This window comes from Dolichospermum sp. DET69 (assembly GCA_017355425.1).
Taxonomy (GTDB): Bacteria; Cyanobacteriota; Cyanobacteriia; order Cyanobacteriales; family Nostocaceae; genus Dolichospermum.
The window spans coordinates 707,292-726,988 of sequence record CP070233.1; the positions used below are offsets into that span (position 1 = coordinate 707,292).

Sequence of the window (19,697 nt, forward strand, 5' to 3'; positions counted from 1 at the left end):
TGTTTCACCGTGGGAACTCCCCATTAACGCCAGTGTCACCCCACAACGGATGTCTGATTGCGTCCTGTTCCTAGCTTCGACCTCCCGAAGCCGAGTCGGGTCATCGTAGGCAGATAGGGAGTCATACCTGAGTCTGGCAGATGGGACTTGCACCCATATCAGACCGAGAGTTCAACCTTCTTCTATTGCTAGATTGGGTTGGTTAGCTTATGTACGGGCTGGATACCGTGATTCAGCTAACAACGAATCGCACTAATCCTTGGAGTAAAAGTTTAAGTCCCCTCGCCCAACTAATCCAAAATGTCTTGGCTCAACCCAACGACTAAACAAATAGTCTTGCAGATAATCCAAACTGGGGAAGTATTTGGAAGTGCGTGTCAGGATTAGTCTCAAATGGGCTAGTCAAACACGTAATTTTTGTTAATTACAAGCCCCATCCTTCTTCAAGGTGGGGTTATTGACCACCGCTTCTTGTTAGTTTGCTCACTACCATACCTTATATCAACACTATTGCCAAATTACGAGGGTGAGATGATAATGCTTTAACCATGAACTCCCGTTTTTCACTCTTGCTTGGCAAAAACAATCAGCCTTAAAAATTCCTTAAAGGTTTCCGACAAGGATTTTTTAAATGTATTGACGGGGTAGATAAGGGTTTTAGATTCTAAATTACCTTTTTCTCGAAACGCTTATGTATGCTTATTTTTGCCGTTTTTGCCAAAAATTATCAAGGCTCTTATTTTGGCAACACTATTGTTATGAGAACAGATTTGCTGAACAGCAATAGCGAAGCGCGACCTAGCCATCGCTGTGATTTTAAACCAGAAACTCTTTTCCCTGATAGTATCTGTGTTTGCTGATCATATCTATTGCTCCTATTGGAATCCTTAACGCCTAGTTTAAAGTTCTAGATTGGTAGAGATTAAGATCATGGCTCTATCGCATATCTCTTGACGGTTGACTAGTTTGGCTAACTCATGGGGTTCATAGCGTCCTTCCTCAACCTTTGAGGAGGCGCGATCAACTGCTTCTGTATAAGCTTCGGAAATTGCTAGGCTTAATTCCTCGGTATTGAGGTATGTTCCGCCAGCTTTACGGCGCTGGTTTTTGGTTTGGATACCGCGGATAGAGTTGCGAATTGATAGCTCCCACGATTTCGTAGTGCGATTTTCTGTCTTTTGTTTGATTAGATGTATGAGCAGAATTACTGCATAGCTACGAATGTTGTTGATTTTATCATCTCTGCTCATTTCTTCTAATTCGTCAACAATTGCTAAAGCTCCAGTCATATCACCTTTAAGTAGTAATTCCCTTAATGTCAAAAGTTCTTCCATATCTTTAGTGATGTGAGAATGGGATATATAATAATTATAGTATTAGTTAATATATCCATTAAGAGCCGATCGCGAAGCACGACCTAGGAATCGCTTATTTACAGCAGAAACGTCCGAATTGCCGAACCAAAGAAGTTTTAATCCTGTTAATCCTTAAATCCTGGACATCCTGATTCTGACAATAATATTAATTTAAAACCCCCTAATACCCATTTCCAAACCCTCACATACACCCGTCAAAAAATCTAAATCCAAAGTCGCAATAGTATCACTGGGTTTGTGATAATGAGGGTTTCGCATAAATGCCGTATCTGTCACCATAATTGCTGGATAACCTTCATCCCAAAAAGGTGCATGATCACTCAAGCGAGTTTGGGGAACTAATAAACCGCGATTTGGTGCAGGTAGCCATTGACTATTAATACCAACTTTCTGAATACTGCTACTTAAACTCATTAAATCACCCAAAGTCCGCCAATTGCCAACCAAAGCAATAAAATCACCACGATTTGGGTAAAAGAATTGGAGAGGAAACGGATATTTTTGAGAACCAGGAGTAGAATCTCGATATCCCAACATTTCCAAAGAGATCATCAAACGAAGAGGTTGCTTTTGTTCGCGCAACAAAGCTGCATAATCAGCACTACCCAGCAATCCATATTCCTCCATATCAAAAGCCACCAGCCGCAAAGGATATTTTGCGGGTTTTTCGGCAAAACTGCGGGCAAATTCCAATAAAACCGCCACACCAGTCGCATTATCATCCGCTGCGACTGTCCCCACCACACCATCATAATGAGCGCCAATTAAAACAGGTGATAAATCTGCCTTTTTGTTTTCAACTGAACCAGGTAAATTTAAAATCAGGTTCTTACAACTTTTACCTCTGACTTCAAAGGTGTGGATTTCCACACTTCCCCATTGTCCCAATTGCTGGCGAATGTATTCTTGAACAAAGAAGTGTGCCGCACTATCCATATAGGGATTGCGTTCTTTCGCTACTTCCTGAAGATGGTTTTGTAACCGTTGTTTTAAGTTCAACATGAATAAAGGTAATACTCCCTTCCTTCTTCCTTCTTCCTTCGTGTCCTTCGCGCCTTCGTGGTTCAATTAATCTATATTCTTCTAGTGGGAAGAGAGTAGGCAATAATAAAGATTATTATTTACCTTTTTCACTAGCAAGTGACCAATGACCTAAAATGCTATTCTAGTTTAGCAAGTAGCACTACCGTTGCTAAAATGCCTATAATTCTTGATTTAATGATGACTATTATATTATTAGATTGTTGACCTGATTTAGCACCAAGCTAAAAGCAGTCTTATTCTACCATAATAAATTTATAAAACACGCAACAGGAGACGAGTAACGCATGGGCAAGGTAGTTGGCATCGACTTGGGTACAACCAACTCAGTAGTCGCCGTCATGGAGGGTGGCAAGCCGGTGGTGATTGCCAATGCAGAAGGAATGCGAACAACCCCCTCCGTGGTTGGTTTTAGTAAAGAAGGTGAAAGGGTAGTTGGGCAAATGGCCCGACGGCAAACCGTATTAAATCCCCAAAATACCTTTTTTGCGGTAAAACGCTTTATTGGGCGCAAGTATGGCGAATTAAACTCGGATTCTAAGCGCGTACCTTACACTATCCGTAAAGATGAAATTGGCAATATTAAAGTTGCTTGTCCTCGGCTGAATAAGGAATTTTCCCCAGAGGAAATTTCGGCAATGGTGTTGAAGAAATTAGCTGATGATGCTAGTCGTTATTTAGGTGAACCTGTTACCGGGGCTGTAATTACTGTTCCGGCCTATTTTAATGATTCCCAACGCCAAGCTACCCGTGACGCGGGCAGAATTGCCGGGTTAGATGTGTTACGGATTCTCAATGAACCCACAGCCGCATCTTTAGCTTACGGATTAGATCGAGGTGATATGGAAACTATCCTGGTCTTTGACTTGGGTGGTGGGACTTTTGATGTGTCTATTCTGGAAGTAGGGGACGGCGTATTTGAGGTTAAATCTACTAGTGGAGATACCCAACTCGGTGGTAATGACTTTGACAGAAAAGTAGTTGATTGGTTGGCAGAACAGTTTTTAGAAGCAGAAGGTGTAGACTTAAGACGCGATCGCCAAGCTTTGCAACGGTTAATGGAAGCCGCAGAAAAAGCTAAAATAGAACTTTCTGCCGTCAGCGTTACTGATATTAATTTACCCTTCATCACTGCCACCGAAGATGGTCCCAAACACCTAGAAACTCGCCTGACGCGATCGCAATTTGAAGGTTTATGTGTAGACTTACTGGGTAGAATTAGAACACCAGTTAAACGAGCTTTAAAAGATGCCGGACTTTCTCCTGTAGATATTGAAGAAGTCGTATTAGTTGGTGGTTCTACCAGAATGCCCATGGTGAAACAGCTAGTTCAAGACTTAATTGGCATTGAACCCAGCGAAAACGTTAATCCTGATGAAGTCGTCGCTGTCGGTGCAGCTATTCAGGGCAGCATTCTCGCCGGTGAACTTAAAGATATTCTCCTGTTAGATGTCACACCCCTATCTATGGGCTTAGAAACCATCGGTGGTGTGATGAAAAAACTCATCCCCCGCAATACAACTATTCCTGTTCGTCGTTCTGACATCTTTTCTACTTCTGAAAATAACCAAAACAGCGTAGAAATTAATGTGGTTCAGGGTGAAAGGGACATGGCCACAGATAATAAGTCCTTGGGACGGTTTAAACTATATGGCATTCCTCCCGCACCAAGGGGTATTCCTCAAGTGCAAGTATCTTTTGATATTGATGCTAATGGGATTCTACAAGTAACAGCCCTAGATCGGACAACTGGCAGAGAACAAAGTATCACTATTCAAGGCGCTTCGACTTTGAGTGAGTCAGAAGTTAACCGCATGATTCAGGATGCTCAGAAATACGCCAATGTTGATAGAGAACGGAAAGAACGAGTTGAAAAACGTACCCGGGCGGAAGCGTTGATATTACAAGCAGAACGACAATTGCGAGAAGTAGCATTAGAAATGGGGATGCAATTTGCCCGTAACCGTCGTCAACGCATTGATAATATTTGCCGGAACTTACGGGAAAGTTTACAAGCTGACGAAGATCGCGGTATTGATCAGGCTTATGCTGATTTGCAAGATGCTCTGTATGAACTGAATAGAGAAGTCCGTCAGTATTATGCTGAGGATGAAGATGAAGATTTATTTGGTGCTATCCGTGAGATCTTTGTGGGTGAAAAAGAAAAAGAACCAGAACGGGATGTTTACAGAAATAACTATCGAGAGCGAGATTCATCTAACCGGGGTTCTAGTAGAGATTATGGCAGGGAAAGTCGTTCTCCCAATTATGAAAGTCGTCCCACTCGTAGCAAACGCCCTAGCTACCAGGATAACTGGGATGATGACGATGATTGGTTGTAATTCGATTTTGGATTTTTAATTGCAGGGTCAGTCACAAGTAGAAACACCACTGACCACTGACCACTGACCACTGACCACTGACATTTAAATATATGCAAAATTTGCAAAATTTTCGGGATTATTACGAGATTTTAGGGGTTTCTAAAGATGCCACGAGCGAAGAAATTAAAAAGGTTTATCGGCGTTTAGCTAGGCAATATCACCCTGATCTTAATCCTGGGAATAAGGAAGCAGAGGAAAAATTTAAAACCATTGGTGAGGCTTATGAAATCCTTTCCGATTCTAGCAGGCGATCGCAATATGATCAATTTAGCCGCTATTGGCAACAAAACGGCTTTGCAGGTAATAAACAAACTCCCAAGCCAAAAGGTTGGGATAGCCGTGCTAACCCTCGTTCTAGTCAAGAAGTAGACCCCAGCCAATTTAACGATTTTGAAAGTTTTGTCAATCAAGTAATTGGTGTCAGCAACCGCAAAGAACCCAAAAATAGTCCGGGAAACACCAGCACTAGCGACCCATTCCGCACTCCCAGAACTAAAGTTGCATATACGGTCAATACTCCACCCCGTAGCACTCGCAGGGATATCGAAGCCAGATTAACTTTACCACTAGAAAAAGCTTATCAAGGCGGTAATGAAAGAATACGTTTAGAAGATGGGCGATCTCTCGAAGTGACTATGCCCCCTGCTATGGTGACAGGGCAAACTATCCGCTTACGAAATCAAGGAATTAGTGGTGGTGATTTATACTTGAAAATTACCGTTGATCCTCATCCTTTGTTTAAGTTAGAAGGTGCTAATATCTTATGTCAAGTCCCTGTGACTCCCAGTGAAGCAGTTTTAGGGGGACAAGTCGAAGCACCTACCCTTGATGGTCCAGTGAAAATGACCATTCCCCCTGGTGTTAGGTCTGGGCAAAGATTTCGTCTTGGTAATAAAGGCTACCCCGGCGAAAACGGTCAACGTGGTGATCAATTAGTAGAAGTTCAGATAGTTACACCGAAAACTCTGACAGATGAAGAAAGACAACTTTATGAAAAATTGCGAGAAATAGAAACCTTTAAACCTCGGGCTGATTTGTTGGGTTAAAAATCAAATAATAGGCAAATTTAATGTGGTAATTAATATTTTCAATTTAGAGAACTTCACAAAATAAATTATCCTATCTTGTAGGATGGGATTCTAGCCAAGCCCTGACCGAATCGCCCCCTAACCCCCAGAATTGGGGGGTTTAGGGGGCTAAATAGTTGAGATACTAATATATTAACGGTGGGCATTGCCCAGCCTACGAAGATGGAAAATCAAAATTTCAATACCCAAGAATATATTCAGCAAATGTCGCTTTTATTAAATTTATCAATAAATGAAAAATATAAAGATGGAGTAATTACCAACTTTGAGAAAATCAAAGACATAGCCGAAATTGTCAATAACTTTCCTTTACCAGAATCAATTGAAATTGCACCGATTTTTGAACCATGAAAGATGCTGTATCTATCGCCGAAAATGTGTTATCAGGTAAGGTGAGTGCAAAGGAAATTACCCAGGCTGCATTAACTAGAATTGTTGCTAGAAATGATGAATTAAATTGTTTTACAAAAATTACCACAGAAACAGCTTTACAAGATGCAGAAAATATTGATAGAGAAATTATTGAAGGTAAAAATCCTGGTGTTTTAACTGGAGTACCTTTTGCAGTTAAAAACTTATTTGATATTGCTAGTTTAACAACATTAGCAGGGGCAAAAATCAACGCCGAAAATTCTCCAGCTATCCAAGACGCAACCGCAATTAGGAGATTAAAACAAGCCGGTGCGGTGTTAGTGGGTGCGTTAAATATGGATGAATATGCTTATGGATTTGTCACAGAAAATGCCCATTATGGTGCAACTCATAACCCCCATGATTTAAAACGGGTTGCAGGAGGTTCTTCCGGTGGTTCTGCTGCTGCGGTTGCTGCTGGGTTAGTTCCTTTTACTTTGGGTTCCGATACTAACGGTTCTATTCGTGTTCCTGCGGCTTTGTGTGGTGTTTTTGGTTTTAAACCTACTTATGGCAGGTTGTCTCGTGCTGGAGTAAAATTATTTTCTAGTAGTTTAGATCATATTGGCACTTTTACTAATTCAGTGCGAGATATAGCGACAATTTTTGATGTTCTGCAAGGTGAAGATGAAAAAGATCCGATTTGTACAAAACGTCAAATTGTTAAATGTTTACCACAATTAAATAATGATATATCTAATCTTAAAATTGCGATCGCTGATGATTATTTTACCCAAAATGCCGAACCAGCACCTTTAGCAGCAGTTCAGCAGGTCGCTAAAGCTTTGAATGTTAGTGAATATATTACAATACCAGAAGCAAAAATTGCCAGAGCTGCGGCTTTTATAATTACAGCTTGTGAAGGGGCAAATTTACATTTAGATAAATTAAAAAACCGTCCTCAAGACTTTGACTTTGCGACGCGAGATAGATTTTTAGCAGGTGCTTTAATTCCTAGTAATTGGTATTTACAAGCACAACGATTTAGATGCTGGTATCGAAATCAAGTTAGAGAAGTATTTCAAAATGTAGATATAATTATTGCCCCAACTACACCAATTGCAGCCCCATTAATTGGTCAAAAAACAATGATATTAAATGATCAAGAAATTCTAGTTCGTCCTCATTTGGGTTTATTCACACAACCATTATCTCTTATTGGTTTACCTGTTTTATCAATTCCAATTAAGCAAGAAAATTCTCTACCTTTAGGAGTACAATTGATAGCAGCACCCTATAATGAAGCTTTGATTTTACAGGTTGCAGCGACTTTAGAAAAACAAGATATAATTTCTGTATAAATCCTAAATATCAAAATCATGAAAACTTATGACTGGATTGTTATTGGTGCGGGAATTACTGGTGCTGCACTTGCTTATGAACTGACAAAAATCGGGTTTTCTGTGTTGTTATTAGAACAATACCAAACACCACAAAATGCTACCCGTTATAGTTATGGAGGAATTAGTTTTTGGTCAGCAACAACACCAATGACAAAACAATTATCTGAAGAAGGTATTACCCGTCACCGTATCCTTTCACAAGAATTAACAGCAGATACTCAATTTCGGGAATTAGATTTATTACTACCTATTCCTATAAATATTGATCCAGAAATCATAGCTAAATCTTATCAAGAAGTAGTCATTCCTCCGCGTTTAATTAGTATTCAAGAAGCTTGTGAATTAGAACCCTTATTAAATCCCGAAGTAATTTCTGGGGCATTAACTGTTAAACATGGTCATGTTCACCCAGAAAAAACTACCCAAGCATATATTCAAGCAATGGTAAATTTAGGAGGAGAAATCCAATTTGAAGAATTTTTAGAATTAGTAACTACACCCTCTCAAAAATGTACAGGAGTGAAAACAAATACCACTACTTTTAATAGCGATAATGTTGTGATTTGTACAGGAGGAATTACTCGTAAATTACTTAAATCAATGGATATTGCTGTTAAGATATATTTTTCTCATACAGAAATAATTGAAACCCCACCTCTTGAGATTAAATTAAATAGCTTAGTATCAGTAGTAAACGGGAAAAGAAATGAACTAGAAGCAGAATCTACTCAAATTGATGAATTATGGAATAACCAAGATTATGAAATAGTACCACCTATTTTAGATGCAGGTGTGGTGCAATTTTTAGACGGTAGTTTACGCATAGGTCAAATTAGCCGAGTTTTAACAAATCCGCAAGCGGAAATTGACTCAGCAGCGAGTGAAAAATGGTTAAGAGAAAGTATCACGCAAATATTACCAACTTTAGGCAATATACCAGGAAAATGGCATCATTGTATAGCTGCTTTTACCCATGATAAATTATCCTTAATTGGTGCTATTGGCGAATTTTCAGGATTGCATATATTTTCTGGTTTTAGCAGTCCTTTTATTTTTCTTCCACCTTTAGCAGTCCGTTTTGCCAAGTTTGTATCTGGTCAAGAAGATGAAATAATTAAACAAATGTCTCCTCAACGTTAGTGTTTTTCCAGTATATAGGGGTTTAAAAATCAGACGCAGATAAACGCAGATAAAGATTACTTATCTTCTTCTTCTTTTCTTCCTTCGTGTCCTTCGCTTCTATATCCCTCCGGGACGCTCCGCGAACGTGGTTCATTCAATCCGTATTTTTCTAAATTTGATTTCATTAATTTAGCAGCTTCTTGCAACAGTTCTTTCTGTTCATTATGAATAACTTCTAAACGATGAGAAATTTCTGCTAATCGTTGCTGTTTATGATCATGTAATTGATTGGGAATTTTCCCAATTCCGAAAATACCAACTTTAGTAAATGTTATCCACAGAGATTTTAATAATTTTTGTAGTAAAATAAAGGGGATTTTAAAAATTGACCAACTAGCAGTTTCTATTAATTTAACAATTGCCTTAATAATACTCCAAATTATGGCAATTGTAAATAATAAAATTATCACACCCCTCAAAGGATGATTTATTCCCCATGTGATTGTTTCTAACACTTTGAAAACCCAGGGATATTGTGCTAAAAAATCATGAACAGAATTATTGATAGTTTTTTGGATTGCCCCTGATGTATTATTACTGATTTTCTCAACAACGTGCCAATTATTTTCTAAATAATCTTTAGTATAATCTGTTGTTTGTGTGGCTGTTTGTTGTACAGATTCGGTGAAAGTATTTAGATTTTCATTAATACCATCTTTCACGATTTGCCAACGTTGAATAAATGTGTCTGATAAGTGGAAATTTAGCTGCATAAGCATTTAATTCAGATCCCCAACTTCTTTAAGAAGTCGGGGATCTAATTGTGAACTAATTAAGCGAATAGGTTTAAATCAGTGACCGCACCAACACTACTAGATGATACAAGTTTAGCAAATTTTGCTAGTACACCCTTAGTATATCGCGGTGGAAGTGGTTGCCAATTGGCACGACGACGGGCTAATTCTGCATCAGATACGTTAACTTGTAACAAACGAGCATTAGCATCAATTGTAATGCTATCACCTTCTTCTATCAAAGCGATGTTACCACCTACGGCTGCTTCTGGGGCTACGTGACCGACTACCATACCATAAGTACCACCGGAAAAGCGTCCGTCGGTAATTAGTCCTACGGAGTCACCTAAACCAGCACCGATAATTGCTGAGGTGGGGGCCAGCATTTCCCGCATACCTGGTCCGCCTTTGGGTCCTTCGTTGCGGATGATAATAACATCACCGGCAATGATTTTTTTGGCGAGAATTGCCTCTAAACAGGATTCTTCAGATTCAAATACCCTAGCAGGTCCAGTAATGACGGGCTTTTTAACTCCGGTAATTTTGGCTACTGCCCCTTCTATAGCCAGGTTGCCTTTGAGAATGGCTAGGTGTCCTTGGGCATACATGGGGTTATTCCACGGACGAATTACGTCTTGGTCTGCCCGTGGTTCTGCGGGGATATCTGCCAAGACTTCGGCGACGGTTTGACCGGAAATGGTGAGACAATCACCATGAATTAAGTCATGTGCTAATAGCATTTTCATGACTTGGGGAATGCCTCCAGCTTTGTGTAAGTCTGTGGCCACATATTTACCACTGGGTTTCAAATCACACAATACGGGAACACGACCGCGAATGGTTTCAAAGTCGTCTAAGGTTAGTTCTACACCTGCTGCACGGGCAATGGCGAGAAAATGTAATACTGCATTGGTAGAACCACCTACCGCCATAATTACGGAAATGGCGTTTTCTATGGATTTGCGGGTGATGATTTGTCGAGGTAATATCTGCTTGCGAATGGCTTCGACGAGAACAACGGCTGATTTTTCTGTGCTGTCGGCTTTTTCTCCGTCTTCTGCGGCCATGGTGGAGGAGTAGGGTAAACTCATGCCCATGGCTTCAAATGCTGAAGACATTGTATTAGCGGTGAACATTCCTCCACAAGAACCTGCACCAGGACAAGCAAGACGTTCAACTGCTAAAAGTTCGGCTTCGTCAATTTTGCCGGCACTGTATTGGCCAACGGCTTCAAAGGAACTAACTACGGTCAAATCCTCACCTTTATAGTGTCCGGGTTTGATTGTACCACCGTAAACAAAGATAGCAGGGATATTCATCCGCGCCATGGCTAACATTGCCCCTGGCATATTTTTATCACAACCACCAATGGCCAATACACCGTCCAAACTTTGCCCTGTACAGACAGTTTCAATGGAATCAGCAATAACTTCCCGTGAGACTAGGGAATATTTCATCCCTTCTGTTCCCATGGAAATTCCGTCACTTATGGTGATTGTCCCGAAAGTTTGGGGCATTGCACCAGCAGTTTTCACAGCGGTTTCTGCCCTTTGTGCTAGTTCATTAATCCCCATGTTGCAGGGGGTAATGGTGCTGTAAGCATTGGCAATACCGACTATAGCTTTATCAAAATCTCCATCTTGAAAGCCTACAGCCCGCAACATGGCGCGATTAGGCGATCGCTGCACCCCTTGTGTGATAACTTTACTCTTAAGATTGTCCGACATTTATTTTTTTTCCTTCTATACCATTCATTATTATTCAGTAGTTAGTCACCTATTAGAAAGGCAAAAACTGTAATAAGACTGAACCTATACTATTGACGAAATCAAAAACGCTGGGTTTGCCCGCATTCAATGTTTCTGTGTAAGATGTTTTTAATTCTGTAATAAAAGCTTTTGCTGTTGTCAGTCCTTCCGCATTTTTTTCTTTTTCAAATAGTTCTATTGCCTTCTGGCCATCTTCTAAGGCGTTTTTTCGATCTAAACTTTGATAATTAGCGACACCACGGGCTAAATATGCTCCTGCATAGTCTGGTTTAAGTGCGATCGCTTGGCTAAAATAATCAATAGCTGGTTTAAGATTCCCCTTTTCTGCGGCTGCTACACCCCAGGCATAAAAATCCTCTGATTTAGCAATTTGCGAAGGTATACCCACCGCACCTTGAAAATTTGTGCCGGTAATGTTAGCACCTTTCAATTCAGCATTCATTAAAAAGGTATTTCTTAAATCAGCACCGCTTAAATTTGCACCACTGAGTTTAGCTTCACTTAAATTTACACCAAATAAACTTGCACCACTTAAATTTGCCCCCCGCAAATCCGCACCAGCCAAATTTGCCCGACTCAAATTTGCACCAACAAGGTTAGCACCGCTTAAATTTGCCCCAGATAAGTCAGACATTACTAATCCAGCATTAGTAAGAACACATTTTTGACATTGTTTCGTTGCTAATAACTGTCTAATATCTTCGTAATTTGCAGCTTGGACTGTACTTGATAAGCCAACTGTGAGTAAAAATACAGATGTCGCCAGAATTTTACTGTTCATAATTTATTTTTTTATTAACTCAAGTTTCTGGTTTAGTTGTTAGTCAGTTGTCATTAGTCATTAGTAAAGATTATTTCCCCTGTCCTTCACTCAGCCAAGTTTAAACCAATAATACCGATAATTATAAAACACATAGAAATAATTTTTACGAGCGTCAAAGACTCATGAAACCAAATCACACTAATAGCAGCAATTATAAGAGTACCCAAACCTGCCCAAATAGAATAAACTATACTCACGGGAATTGTTCTGAGGGAAAGAGTTAAAAATGTTAAGCAAAGTCCGTAAAATATAAAAATGAAAATTGAGGGGATAATCTTGGTGAATTCTTCTGACAGTTTCATACAAGTTGTCCCAGAAACCTCAAAAACAATTGCTGCTATCAGATAAAGCCAACTAATTAACATAGCTGTTATAGCACTCCTATTTGATTGGGATATTTACTGAGGAATTTTGTCCAGAATTAAATTCTGAATTTTTTGGGATACAAAGTATCAATATGTAAACTTTAATGGCAAAAATATCTATTAACTAAAGTGATTATTTCAGAAATTTTAAAAAATTGCTGTTTTCTCCGCTACTTGATAAAATCACATTGCTAGTGATATAACTTTGACAAATGTTCAAAATTTTGACTCATTTCCGAAATTTAGCAATTATCAGTTTTGCCTGCCTGATATTAGGCTGGTCACTTCCTGTCCAAGCTGATACTAAACTTAATCCCCAACTAGAACAACAAGTTTTAGAAATTATCCGCAAAAATCCAGAAATCATTATTGAAGCTGTGGAAGCATACCAGCAGAAACAGCAACAAAAATTACAACAATCACGACAAGGATTTATCAATGATTTTCAAGCAAATCCTCAAGCTGTAATTGGTGATTCTCCTACAACTGGTGCAACCAAATCAAAAACTGTATTGATAGAATTCTCGGATTTTGAATGTCCTTATTGTGCCGAATCACAAAAAACAATAAAAGATTTATTGGCAAAATATCCGAATAAATTCACCTTGGTTTATAAACATTTTCCCCTTTATCAAATTCATGACCAAGCATTACCCGCAGCAACGGCAGCTTGGGCAGCATATCAGCAAGGTAAGTTTTGGGAATATCATGATGCTTTATTTACCAATCAAAAACAATTGGGTGAGACTTTATATTTAGATACAGCTAAAAAGCTCAATTTAAATCTCACAAAATTTAATAGTGACCGCAAATTAGCTAATAATCCTATCCAAAAAGATCTATTATTAGCACAAAAGTTAGGACTGGGTGGCACACCTTCTTTTATTATGACCAGTCAGAATTTTGCTGGCCCTGTGAAGCTAACAGAAGTGGAAGCAATATTGCAAGGTAAACAATAGACATCTGGTATAAATTAAATATACGTGACCTAAAACCCTTGTAGAAACGTTCCATGAGTAGGGATTCTCGGCTCTACATTTATTCCTGGAGATGTCTAATAATATTTGATGGCTAGGCAATGCTTTATACCAATTGGATGATTATTGCCAACAAATCTGCATCTTTAGCTAGAGGTGGCACGGACTGATTAAATGTTCTAATTGCAATAAGTGTAAGGAGTAGTCTTATGAGAGGTGATGAGTATAACTTTTCACTTCTCAATTCCTATTTTTATAAATTATCAGTTTATTTACAATAACCCTTTACATTTAATAGCCAGAAATATTACAACAGATAATAGGTAGTTGTCCAAAGAGATCACTACTGCAATAATTCTCCAAAAAACGAGGTCATGAATGCGTTATCTGGGATTTTTGGTATTATTACCTATTACGCTGGCAACTAGTTTTTCTGGTCAATTACCAAAACTTCCAGAATCTACTGTTCCACTTATTGCTAATAAAAATAATCAAACTTCATTAGCACAAAAAAGTTATCTCTCTACCTTGGAAAAACAAGTAATTGTTGAAACTAACAAAGTCAGAACAAATCCTCAATCATATTTGCCCATTTTAGAAAATTACAGAAAGCGGTTTCAGGGGAATCGAGTCAAAATTTCCGATAATACCTATTTAATCACCCAAGAAGGGGCAAAACCTGTTAATGAAGCGATCGCTTTTTTAAAATCCGTCCGTCCCGTCGGTGCATTACGTGCCTCTAAAGGATTGTCTTTAGGTGCGAGAGATCATGTTAAAGACCAAGGACCAAAGGGGGCAACAGGCCATGATGGTAGTGATGGTAGCAGACCTGACACCCGTATCAGTCGTTATGGTAAATGGCAAACTACCGCAGGAGAAAACATCAGTTATGGACCAAATACAGCCCAAGATATTGTCATGCAATTAATTATTGATGATGGTGTCCCCAACCGTGGACATCGGACAAATATCTTTAACCGTTCTTTTCAGGTAACCGGTGTTGCTTACGGTTCTCACAAATCCTACAGAACTATCTGTGTGATTACTTACGCTGGCGGTTATATCGAAAAATAGAACTTACAGGATTAAAATAGAGATTTATGAGCTATCGCATATCTGGATCTGTACCACTTAATTTCTACATCCAAGGTCAAGGATTTCCCATTCTTGGTTTACATGGTCATCCTGGTTCTGGACATAGCCTCTCTATTTTTACCAATCATTTATCAAAATCCTATCAAACCATTGCCCCAGATTTACGCGGATATGGCAAAAGTCGGTTTCAGAGCAAATTTGAGATGCAAGACCATTTAGACGACTTAGAAGCTCTATTAGACCAATTAAAAATAGAGAAATGTTTAGTATTGGGATGGTCGCTAGGAGGCATTTTAGCCATGGAACTGGCAATGCGTCTACCGCAACGAATCACAGGACTGATTCTAGTAGCTACAGCCGCTAGACCTTGGGGTAATCATCCCCGTATTTCTTGGCAAGATAATATTTATACAGGCATTGCTGGTATATTGAACTATATAAAACCCGGTTGGCAATGGAATATTGATACTTTCGGCAAGCGATCGCTCTTTCGGTACTTAATTCAACAACACACAGCCACAGCCTACAGTTACATAGCTAGGGATGCCTTACCGGCCTACTTACAAACATCCTCAGCAGCTACTAACGCTCTCTACAGTGCCATTAGAGCAGGTTATAACCGCACCCCCGACCTTGGGCAAATCCAATGTCCTAGCTTAGTGCTTGCTGGTGAACAAGACCGTCACATTACCGCTGATGCCAGTCAAGAAACAGCCCGACACCTACAAAACTCTCAATGGCAATGTTACCCCAATACTGCCCACCTCTTTCCTTGGGAAATACCCCAACAATTATTAGAAGATATTGACATTTGGTTAGCAACTAACCCTCAAGTAATAAAAGTTTAAATAAGTACAACCATTAAAAATATCTGAAAAGCCTGTAAATTCTAAATTCTTAACTCGTTCCCAGGATTAGCCCAGGAACGATAACAGCCTATGAAATTGCTAAAATTAGATTAAATTTGACCGCTAAAGACAGGCTTTACTTTACGGTCAATCCATTCCCCCAAATCTTCAGCAATTGTTAGAACACTAGGCTTACAGCGTTTGATATTCACTATAATTCCCTGCGCTCCTTCAATTTCCAAATCTTCTATATAGCCATTGCTGGCTTTATTTGCTGCCTCAGAACTTAAAAATGGACCAAAGTAGTATGTACAGCTAGGATTTTGTGTAACAATTTCTACCCACCAAGCCAGGCCAAGTCCATTGAATGTATTAATCAACCTCTCTTGGAAGTTATGCCAAATCGTTTTCATGGTTTTCGCCGATTTATAAACGTGTGACTAAGTGCGTGAGAATAGCTTAATTTCTTGTCTTTTGCACTTGTTTATAGTTACTGATTTCGGGGACAAATAATCCACAAAATCAGTTTTTGTACTATTGTTTTTTCAAAGCACTTGTCTGTAGTTTATCAAGATACAGTGTATTCTGCGATTTTTGACGATAAATTTCGTAAAGTGCCATACCAGTTGCCACAGAAGCATTGAGGCTAGGAGTCTTACCCTGTAAAGGAATAGATACCAAAACATCACAAGAACGTTGTGTCAACATCCCCAGACCTTCGCCTTCACCACCCACTACTAAAACCACAGGTCCGCTAAACTTAACGTTTTGTAAGGGTTCGCTACCTGTAACCGCAGTTCCGTAAATCCAAAAACCTTCTTCTTTTAACTGTTCTAAAGCGCGACCAATATTGACAACTCTAGAGACAGGGAAGGTTTCTAATGCACCTGCTGCCACTTTCACCACTGTGGAAGTAATTCCCGCTGCTCTTCTTTGAGGAATCACCAAACCGTGAGCGCCAATAGCTTCCGCCGTGCGAATAATTGCCCCTAAATTATGGGGATCAGTAATACCATCAGCAACTACAATTACAGGATCAGTAACAGATTTAGCCTGAGTAATTAGATCTTCTAATTCAATATAAGAATAAGGAGCAATTTGAGCCGCTATCCCTTGGTGATTAGCCCGACCAGTAATTTGGTCTAATCGCATGGGTTCAACTTCATCAATCACTGCGCCATTATCTTTGGCTTGCAAAATTAAATGATGAAATCTGGGATCATAACGAAGACGGGTAGTAATCCAAAGACGGTTGATACTCCGTTCATTTTCCAACGCTGTCAAAACTGGATGACGACCGTAGATCAGATCAGTCTCTTCTGTGGATGTAATTTCTGGAAGTTGCAGAGGAGATTGGTAAGAGGGACGGTATCTAGCAGCAGTGAAGGAATTGGAATTATCTTGAGTTGCTAATGTCATGTCTGAGGATTGTTCAGAAGCGTAGCGAGATGAGCGTGGTTTCACAGAAAAAGATTTACCTTCAGTTGCTAATATAATGTCTGAGGATTTCTCAGCAGCGTAGCGAGGTGAGCGTGGTTTCACAGAAAAAGATTTACTTTCTCTATCTACTCTAATTTGTGGGGATTGTTCAGAAGAGTAGCGAGATGACCGGGGTTTAGCAGAATAGGATTTACTTTCTCTGTCTGGTCTAATTTCTGGTGGAGATTGTTCAGAACCGTAGCGAGATGACCGGGGTTTAGCAGAATAGGATTTACTTTCTCTGTCTGGTCTAATTTCTGGTGGAGATTGTTCAGAACCGTAGCGAGATGACCGGGGTTTAGCAGAATAGGATTTACCTTCTCTGTCTGGTCTAATTTCTGGTGGAGATTGTTCAGAACCGTAGCGAGATGACCGGGGTTTAGCAGAATAGGATTTACCTTCTCTGTCTACTCTAATTTGTGGAGATTGTTCAGAAGAGTAGCGAGATGACCGGGGTTTAGCAGAATAGGATTTACCTTCTCTGTCTGCTCTAATTTCTGGATATTGTTCAGAAGATTTACGAGCTGGACGGGGTTTAGCAGAATAGGATTTACCTTCTCTGTCTGCTCTAATTTCTGGATATTGTTCAGAAGATTTACGAGCTGGACGGGGCTTATCTTCGCTTTTGCCTTGATTACGCACAGATTGAGTAACAACGCGCTTACCCTTGATTTTTACGGGTTGACCACGTTTTGGTTCGCCGGCAGAATTACTTTTTTTGGGTTGACTTGCCATAACAGTATTGAGATTTGATTTAAATGAGTGAACAGCCCGATGACATTAATTTAATGAACCATTACAAATCAGTAACAATCGCCAGATGTAGCTTCTTACTATTTCTCTAGAGGAAGTTTTTGTAATAACTCGGTTAAACGGGGGTAATCAGTAAGATATAAGTAGCCAACTAAGGTTTCTAAACTAGTTGCCTGTTGATAAATTTCGGGATTCAGTCGTTTATGACGACTTTTTGCAGAGTTACGACCTCTGCGAACAATTTCTAATTCGTTACTCCTCAAGTAAGGAGTTAACATTCGCAAATGTAGCGCTTGTGTTTCTGCTCTTACCTGATCCACTACGGAACGATGGTAATCGTCCAATCGCTGTTGTGGCCACAGATAGAACATTCTAACATACAATTCATAAATTGCATCCCCCAAATAAGCTAAGGCTGAAGGAGATATCTGTTTTATTTGGGCTGGGGATATTTGCTGAAGCAGTTGCGTCGCATTTACTAACAATGGGTCAATATCTGATGAATGCTGTGTAGCAGTTTCATCGTCTTCCTGTTGGACTGTTTCCTCCTTCGACTTCACAGATTAATCATTCCTTAAAAAAGCATTACATCGGGAGACAATTTTCGTGAACACTACTCTGGTTACAAAAGTAATGTTCGCTTACTTAGTACACAATGACGGAAATCAGCCAATCATCAAAAACATCTAAAAAGTCTGTATAGTCTGCTTTTTTAATTTCGTCCTGCGGCACTAGCCTATTCTAAACTATTGACACTCTCAGTCACTAAAGTGACTGAGATTCTTTAATCAACGAGCCAACTTACAATTGCTGGATTACTCCAACAAAAACAGAGGTCGATTCTCCTAAAGCGTTAATTCCGATATGCCCTACCGGACTCGATTTTCGATTTTTGCATTTCATTTTTGACCAAATTTAGCTTTCCTAAACTGCAATACTGTTAGGTATGACTACGCACTCAACCAAATAAGTTAAGTTTTTACGTCGTTTAGTTATACTTAAATTATATAATCATCTACATCCTATCACATCTACTGTTGCCCAGTTAATGAGTTATGGCTAAATATTTTCGCCCGTGTCGCTTATATCTCAGCACGCTTTGTGACTGAGCTTTACGCTTACCGGGTAATACTGTAATATAACTCAGGTTGACACTCTAACCGTCTAGAGACACTGAGATTCTTAAGAGATTTTCACTCGTAAAGGTTGAGCCAAACAACCACTAGACACTCCGCTTAAAGCATTGTGCTTACTTTTTCTCAAGATAACACAAAGACAAAGACCACGGCGATTAAAATCCCACTCTTCGGGATCTTGCTAGGTGCCGCAACGCTGTCATGTTTAAAGACGCGCTCGTTTCCCACTTACCGCGAGGTCTGATGATGCTGAGTAATATTTTCGGTTGGTATAAGTAGGCTATCATGAACTACCCCATCTTACTTCGTTGAAGATGGGGTTTCTACATCCCCTTAAATTAAAAATTCTCAATTAATATTTGACTTTTAACATAGTACATCAAATGAGGCGTTGTTACTCTATGGCCAAAAGATAGATTTTTACTATAGAACTATTTTTGGATTTTGGTTCTAAAAATTAAGCTATCCAGACATAACATCGGATAGCCTAATTTAGATTTTCCAGTCAAGCAATCAAGGTGCTTTGACGTTTCCTAGAGCTGCATCAACTGAAACTTGTAGGGAGAGAAACTTTTCTAAGCGAACAAGCTTAACAGTTTGTGTGACGCGGGGATTGGAAACAATTTGTAAAGTGCCTTCAGCGGTTTGCGCCTGCTTTGCCAGTTGTACCAGCGCACCCAAGCCAGAACTATCCACAAAGTCTATTTGTGAAAGATCCAAAATAATGTTTTTCGGACCTTCCTCAATTTTGCTGCCGAGGACTTTACGAAATGTTGGCTCAGAAAAAGCGTCTAATAAGCCTGTGAGGCGGAATAGCTGACAGGTATCCCGGACTTCGCGTGTACCTCTCAGGCTCACGGTTAGATTTAGTGGTTCAGCTATGATCTCCTCCT

General features: G+C 39.6%; 18 protein-coding genes. 8 read left to right on the forward strand and 10 right to left on the reverse strand.

Annotated features, from left to right (window positions below; all coding sequences use genetic code 11):
* Window positions 1-899: 899 nt before the first annotated feature.
* Together EZY12_03450 and EZY12_03455 are read right to left on the reverse strand one after the other, a co-directional pair.
* On the reverse strand, window positions 900-1,334 hold the full coding sequence (locus tag EZY12_03450; protein ID QSX68762.1) for a DUF29 family protein: 435 nt from the start codon (window positions 1,332-1,334) through the stop codon (window positions 900-902).
* 192 nt (window positions 1,335-1,526) lie between these two features.
* Window positions 1,527-2,375 (reverse strand): M28 family peptidase, encoded by an 849-nt coding sequence (locus EZY12_03455; GenBank protein QSX70495.1) that lies wholly within the window; start codon window positions 2,373-2,375, stop codon window positions 1,527-1,529.
* A 329-nt stretch (window positions 2,376-2,704) separates the two neighbouring features.
* Between EZY12_03455 and dnaK the strand changes: the two genes are divergently transcribed.
* From dnaK to EZY12_03480, 5 genes are all read left to right on the forward strand, one after another.
* Window positions 2,705-4,759 (forward strand): molecular chaperone DnaK, encoded by a 2,055-nt coding sequence (gene dnaK, locus EZY12_03460; GenBank protein QSX68763.1) that lies wholly within the window; start codon window positions 2,705-2,707, stop codon window positions 4,757-4,759.
* Between the two features lie 92 nt (window positions 4,760-4,851).
* Window positions 4,852-5,847, forward strand: coding sequence for a J domain-containing protein (locus tag EZY12_03465; protein QSX68764.1), 996 nt, complete (start codon window positions 4,852-4,854; stop codon window positions 5,845-5,847).
* Window positions 5,848-6,051: 204 nt separating this feature from the next.
* The gene (locus tag EZY12_03470) at window positions 6,052-6,240 is read left to right on the forward strand and encodes a DUF4089 domain-containing protein (protein ID QSX70496.1); all 189 of its coding nucleotides are present in this window, start codon (window positions 6,052-6,054) and stop codon (window positions 6,238-6,240) included.
* Window positions 6,237-7,601, forward strand: a complete 1,365-nt coding sequence (locus EZY12_03475; GenBank protein ID QSX68765.1) for an AtzE family amidohydrolase — start codon at window positions 6,237-6,239, stop codon at window positions 7,599-7,601. Before EZY12_03470 ends, EZY12_03475 begins: the two co-directional genes overlap by 4 nt.
* 18 nt (window positions 7,602-7,619) lie before the next feature.
* Window positions 7,620-8,783, forward strand: a complete 1,164-nt coding sequence (locus tag EZY12_03480; GenBank protein QSX68766.1) for an FAD-binding oxidoreductase — start codon at window positions 7,620-7,622, stop codon at window positions 8,781-8,783.
* 56 nt (window positions 8,784-8,839) lie between these two features.
* Here EZY12_03480 and EZY12_03485 read toward each other — a convergent pair whose 3' ends face one another.
* From EZY12_03485 to EZY12_03500, 4 genes are all read right to left on the reverse strand, one after another.
* Window positions 8,840-9,538 (reverse strand): hypothetical protein, encoded by a 699-nt coding sequence (locus EZY12_03485; GenBank protein QSX68767.1) that lies wholly within the window; start codon window positions 9,536-9,538, stop codon window positions 8,840-8,842.
* Window positions 9,539-9,597: 59 nt separating this feature from the next.
* On the reverse strand, window positions 9,598-11,286 hold the full coding sequence (gene ilvD, locus EZY12_03490) for a dihydroxy-acid dehydratase (protein ID QSX68768.1): 1,689 nt from the start codon (window positions 11,284-11,286) through the stop codon (window positions 9,598-9,600).
* A gap of 52 nt (window positions 11,287-11,338) precedes the next feature.
* Complete coding sequence (locus EZY12_03495; GenBank protein ID QSX68769.1) at window positions 11,339-12,109, reverse strand: pentapeptide repeat-containing protein; 771 nt, start codon at window positions 12,107-12,109, stop codon at window positions 11,339-11,341.
* Window positions 12,110-12,195: 86 nt separating this feature from the next.
* Window positions 12,196-12,516: a multidrug efflux SMR transporter gene (locus tag EZY12_03500; protein ID QSX68770.1), complete on the reverse strand. Its 321-nt coding sequence runs from the start codon at window positions 12,514-12,516 to the stop codon at window positions 12,196-12,198.
* Between the two features lie 212 nt (window positions 12,517-12,728).
* Here EZY12_03500 and EZY12_03505 point away from each other — a divergent pair, with 212 nt between their 5' ends.
* The 3 genes from EZY12_03505 to EZY12_03515 all read left to right on the forward strand — a co-directional run bounded on the left by EZY12_03505 (window position 12,729) and on the right by EZY12_03515 (window position 15,436).
* A complete protein-coding gene (locus tag EZY12_03505) occupies window positions 12,729-13,475 on the forward strand; it encodes a DsbA family protein (GenBank protein QSX68771.1) in 747 nt (248 codons plus the stop codon).
* Window positions 13,476-13,871: 396 nt separating this feature from the next.
* Window positions 13,872-14,567, forward strand: a complete 696-nt coding sequence (locus tag EZY12_03510) for a CAP domain-containing protein (GenBank protein QSX68772.1) — start codon at window positions 13,872-13,874, stop codon at window positions 14,565-14,567.
* A 26-nt stretch (window positions 14,568-14,593) separates the two neighbouring features.
* A complete protein-coding gene (locus tag EZY12_03515) occupies window positions 14,594-15,436 on the forward strand; it encodes an alpha/beta hydrolase (protein ID QSX68773.1) in 843 nt (280 codons plus the stop codon).
* A 110-nt stretch (window positions 15,437-15,546) separates the two neighbouring features.
* On the opposite strand, the gene EZY12_03520 is transcribed toward EZY12_03515, so the two are convergent.
* From EZY12_03520 to EZY12_03535, 4 genes are all read right to left on the reverse strand, one after another.
* Complete coding sequence (locus tag EZY12_03520) at window positions 15,547-15,849, reverse strand: DUF1816 domain-containing protein (GenBank protein ID QSX68774.1); 303 nt, start codon at window positions 15,847-15,849, stop codon at window positions 15,547-15,549.
* Between the two features lie 121 nt (window positions 15,850-15,970).
* Window positions 15,971-16,855 (reverse strand): 23S rRNA (guanosine(2251)-2'-O)-methyltransferase RlmB, encoded by an 885-nt coding sequence (gene rlmB / locus EZY12_03525; protein QSX70497.1) that lies wholly within the window; start codon window positions 16,853-16,855, stop codon window positions 15,971-15,973.
* Window positions 16,856-17,748: 893 nt separating this feature from the next.
* On the reverse strand, window positions 17,749-18,228 hold the full coding sequence (locus tag EZY12_03530; GenBank protein ID QSX68775.1) for a ribonuclease III: 480 nt from the start codon (window positions 18,226-18,228) through the stop codon (window positions 17,749-17,751).
* Window positions 18,229-19,317: 1,089 nt separating this feature from the next.
* Window positions 19,318-19,689 (reverse strand): STAS domain-containing protein, encoded by a 372-nt coding sequence (locus EZY12_03535; GenBank protein QSX70498.1) that lies wholly within the window; start codon window positions 19,687-19,689, stop codon window positions 19,318-19,320.
* Window positions 19,690-19,697: the final 8 nt, after the last annotated feature.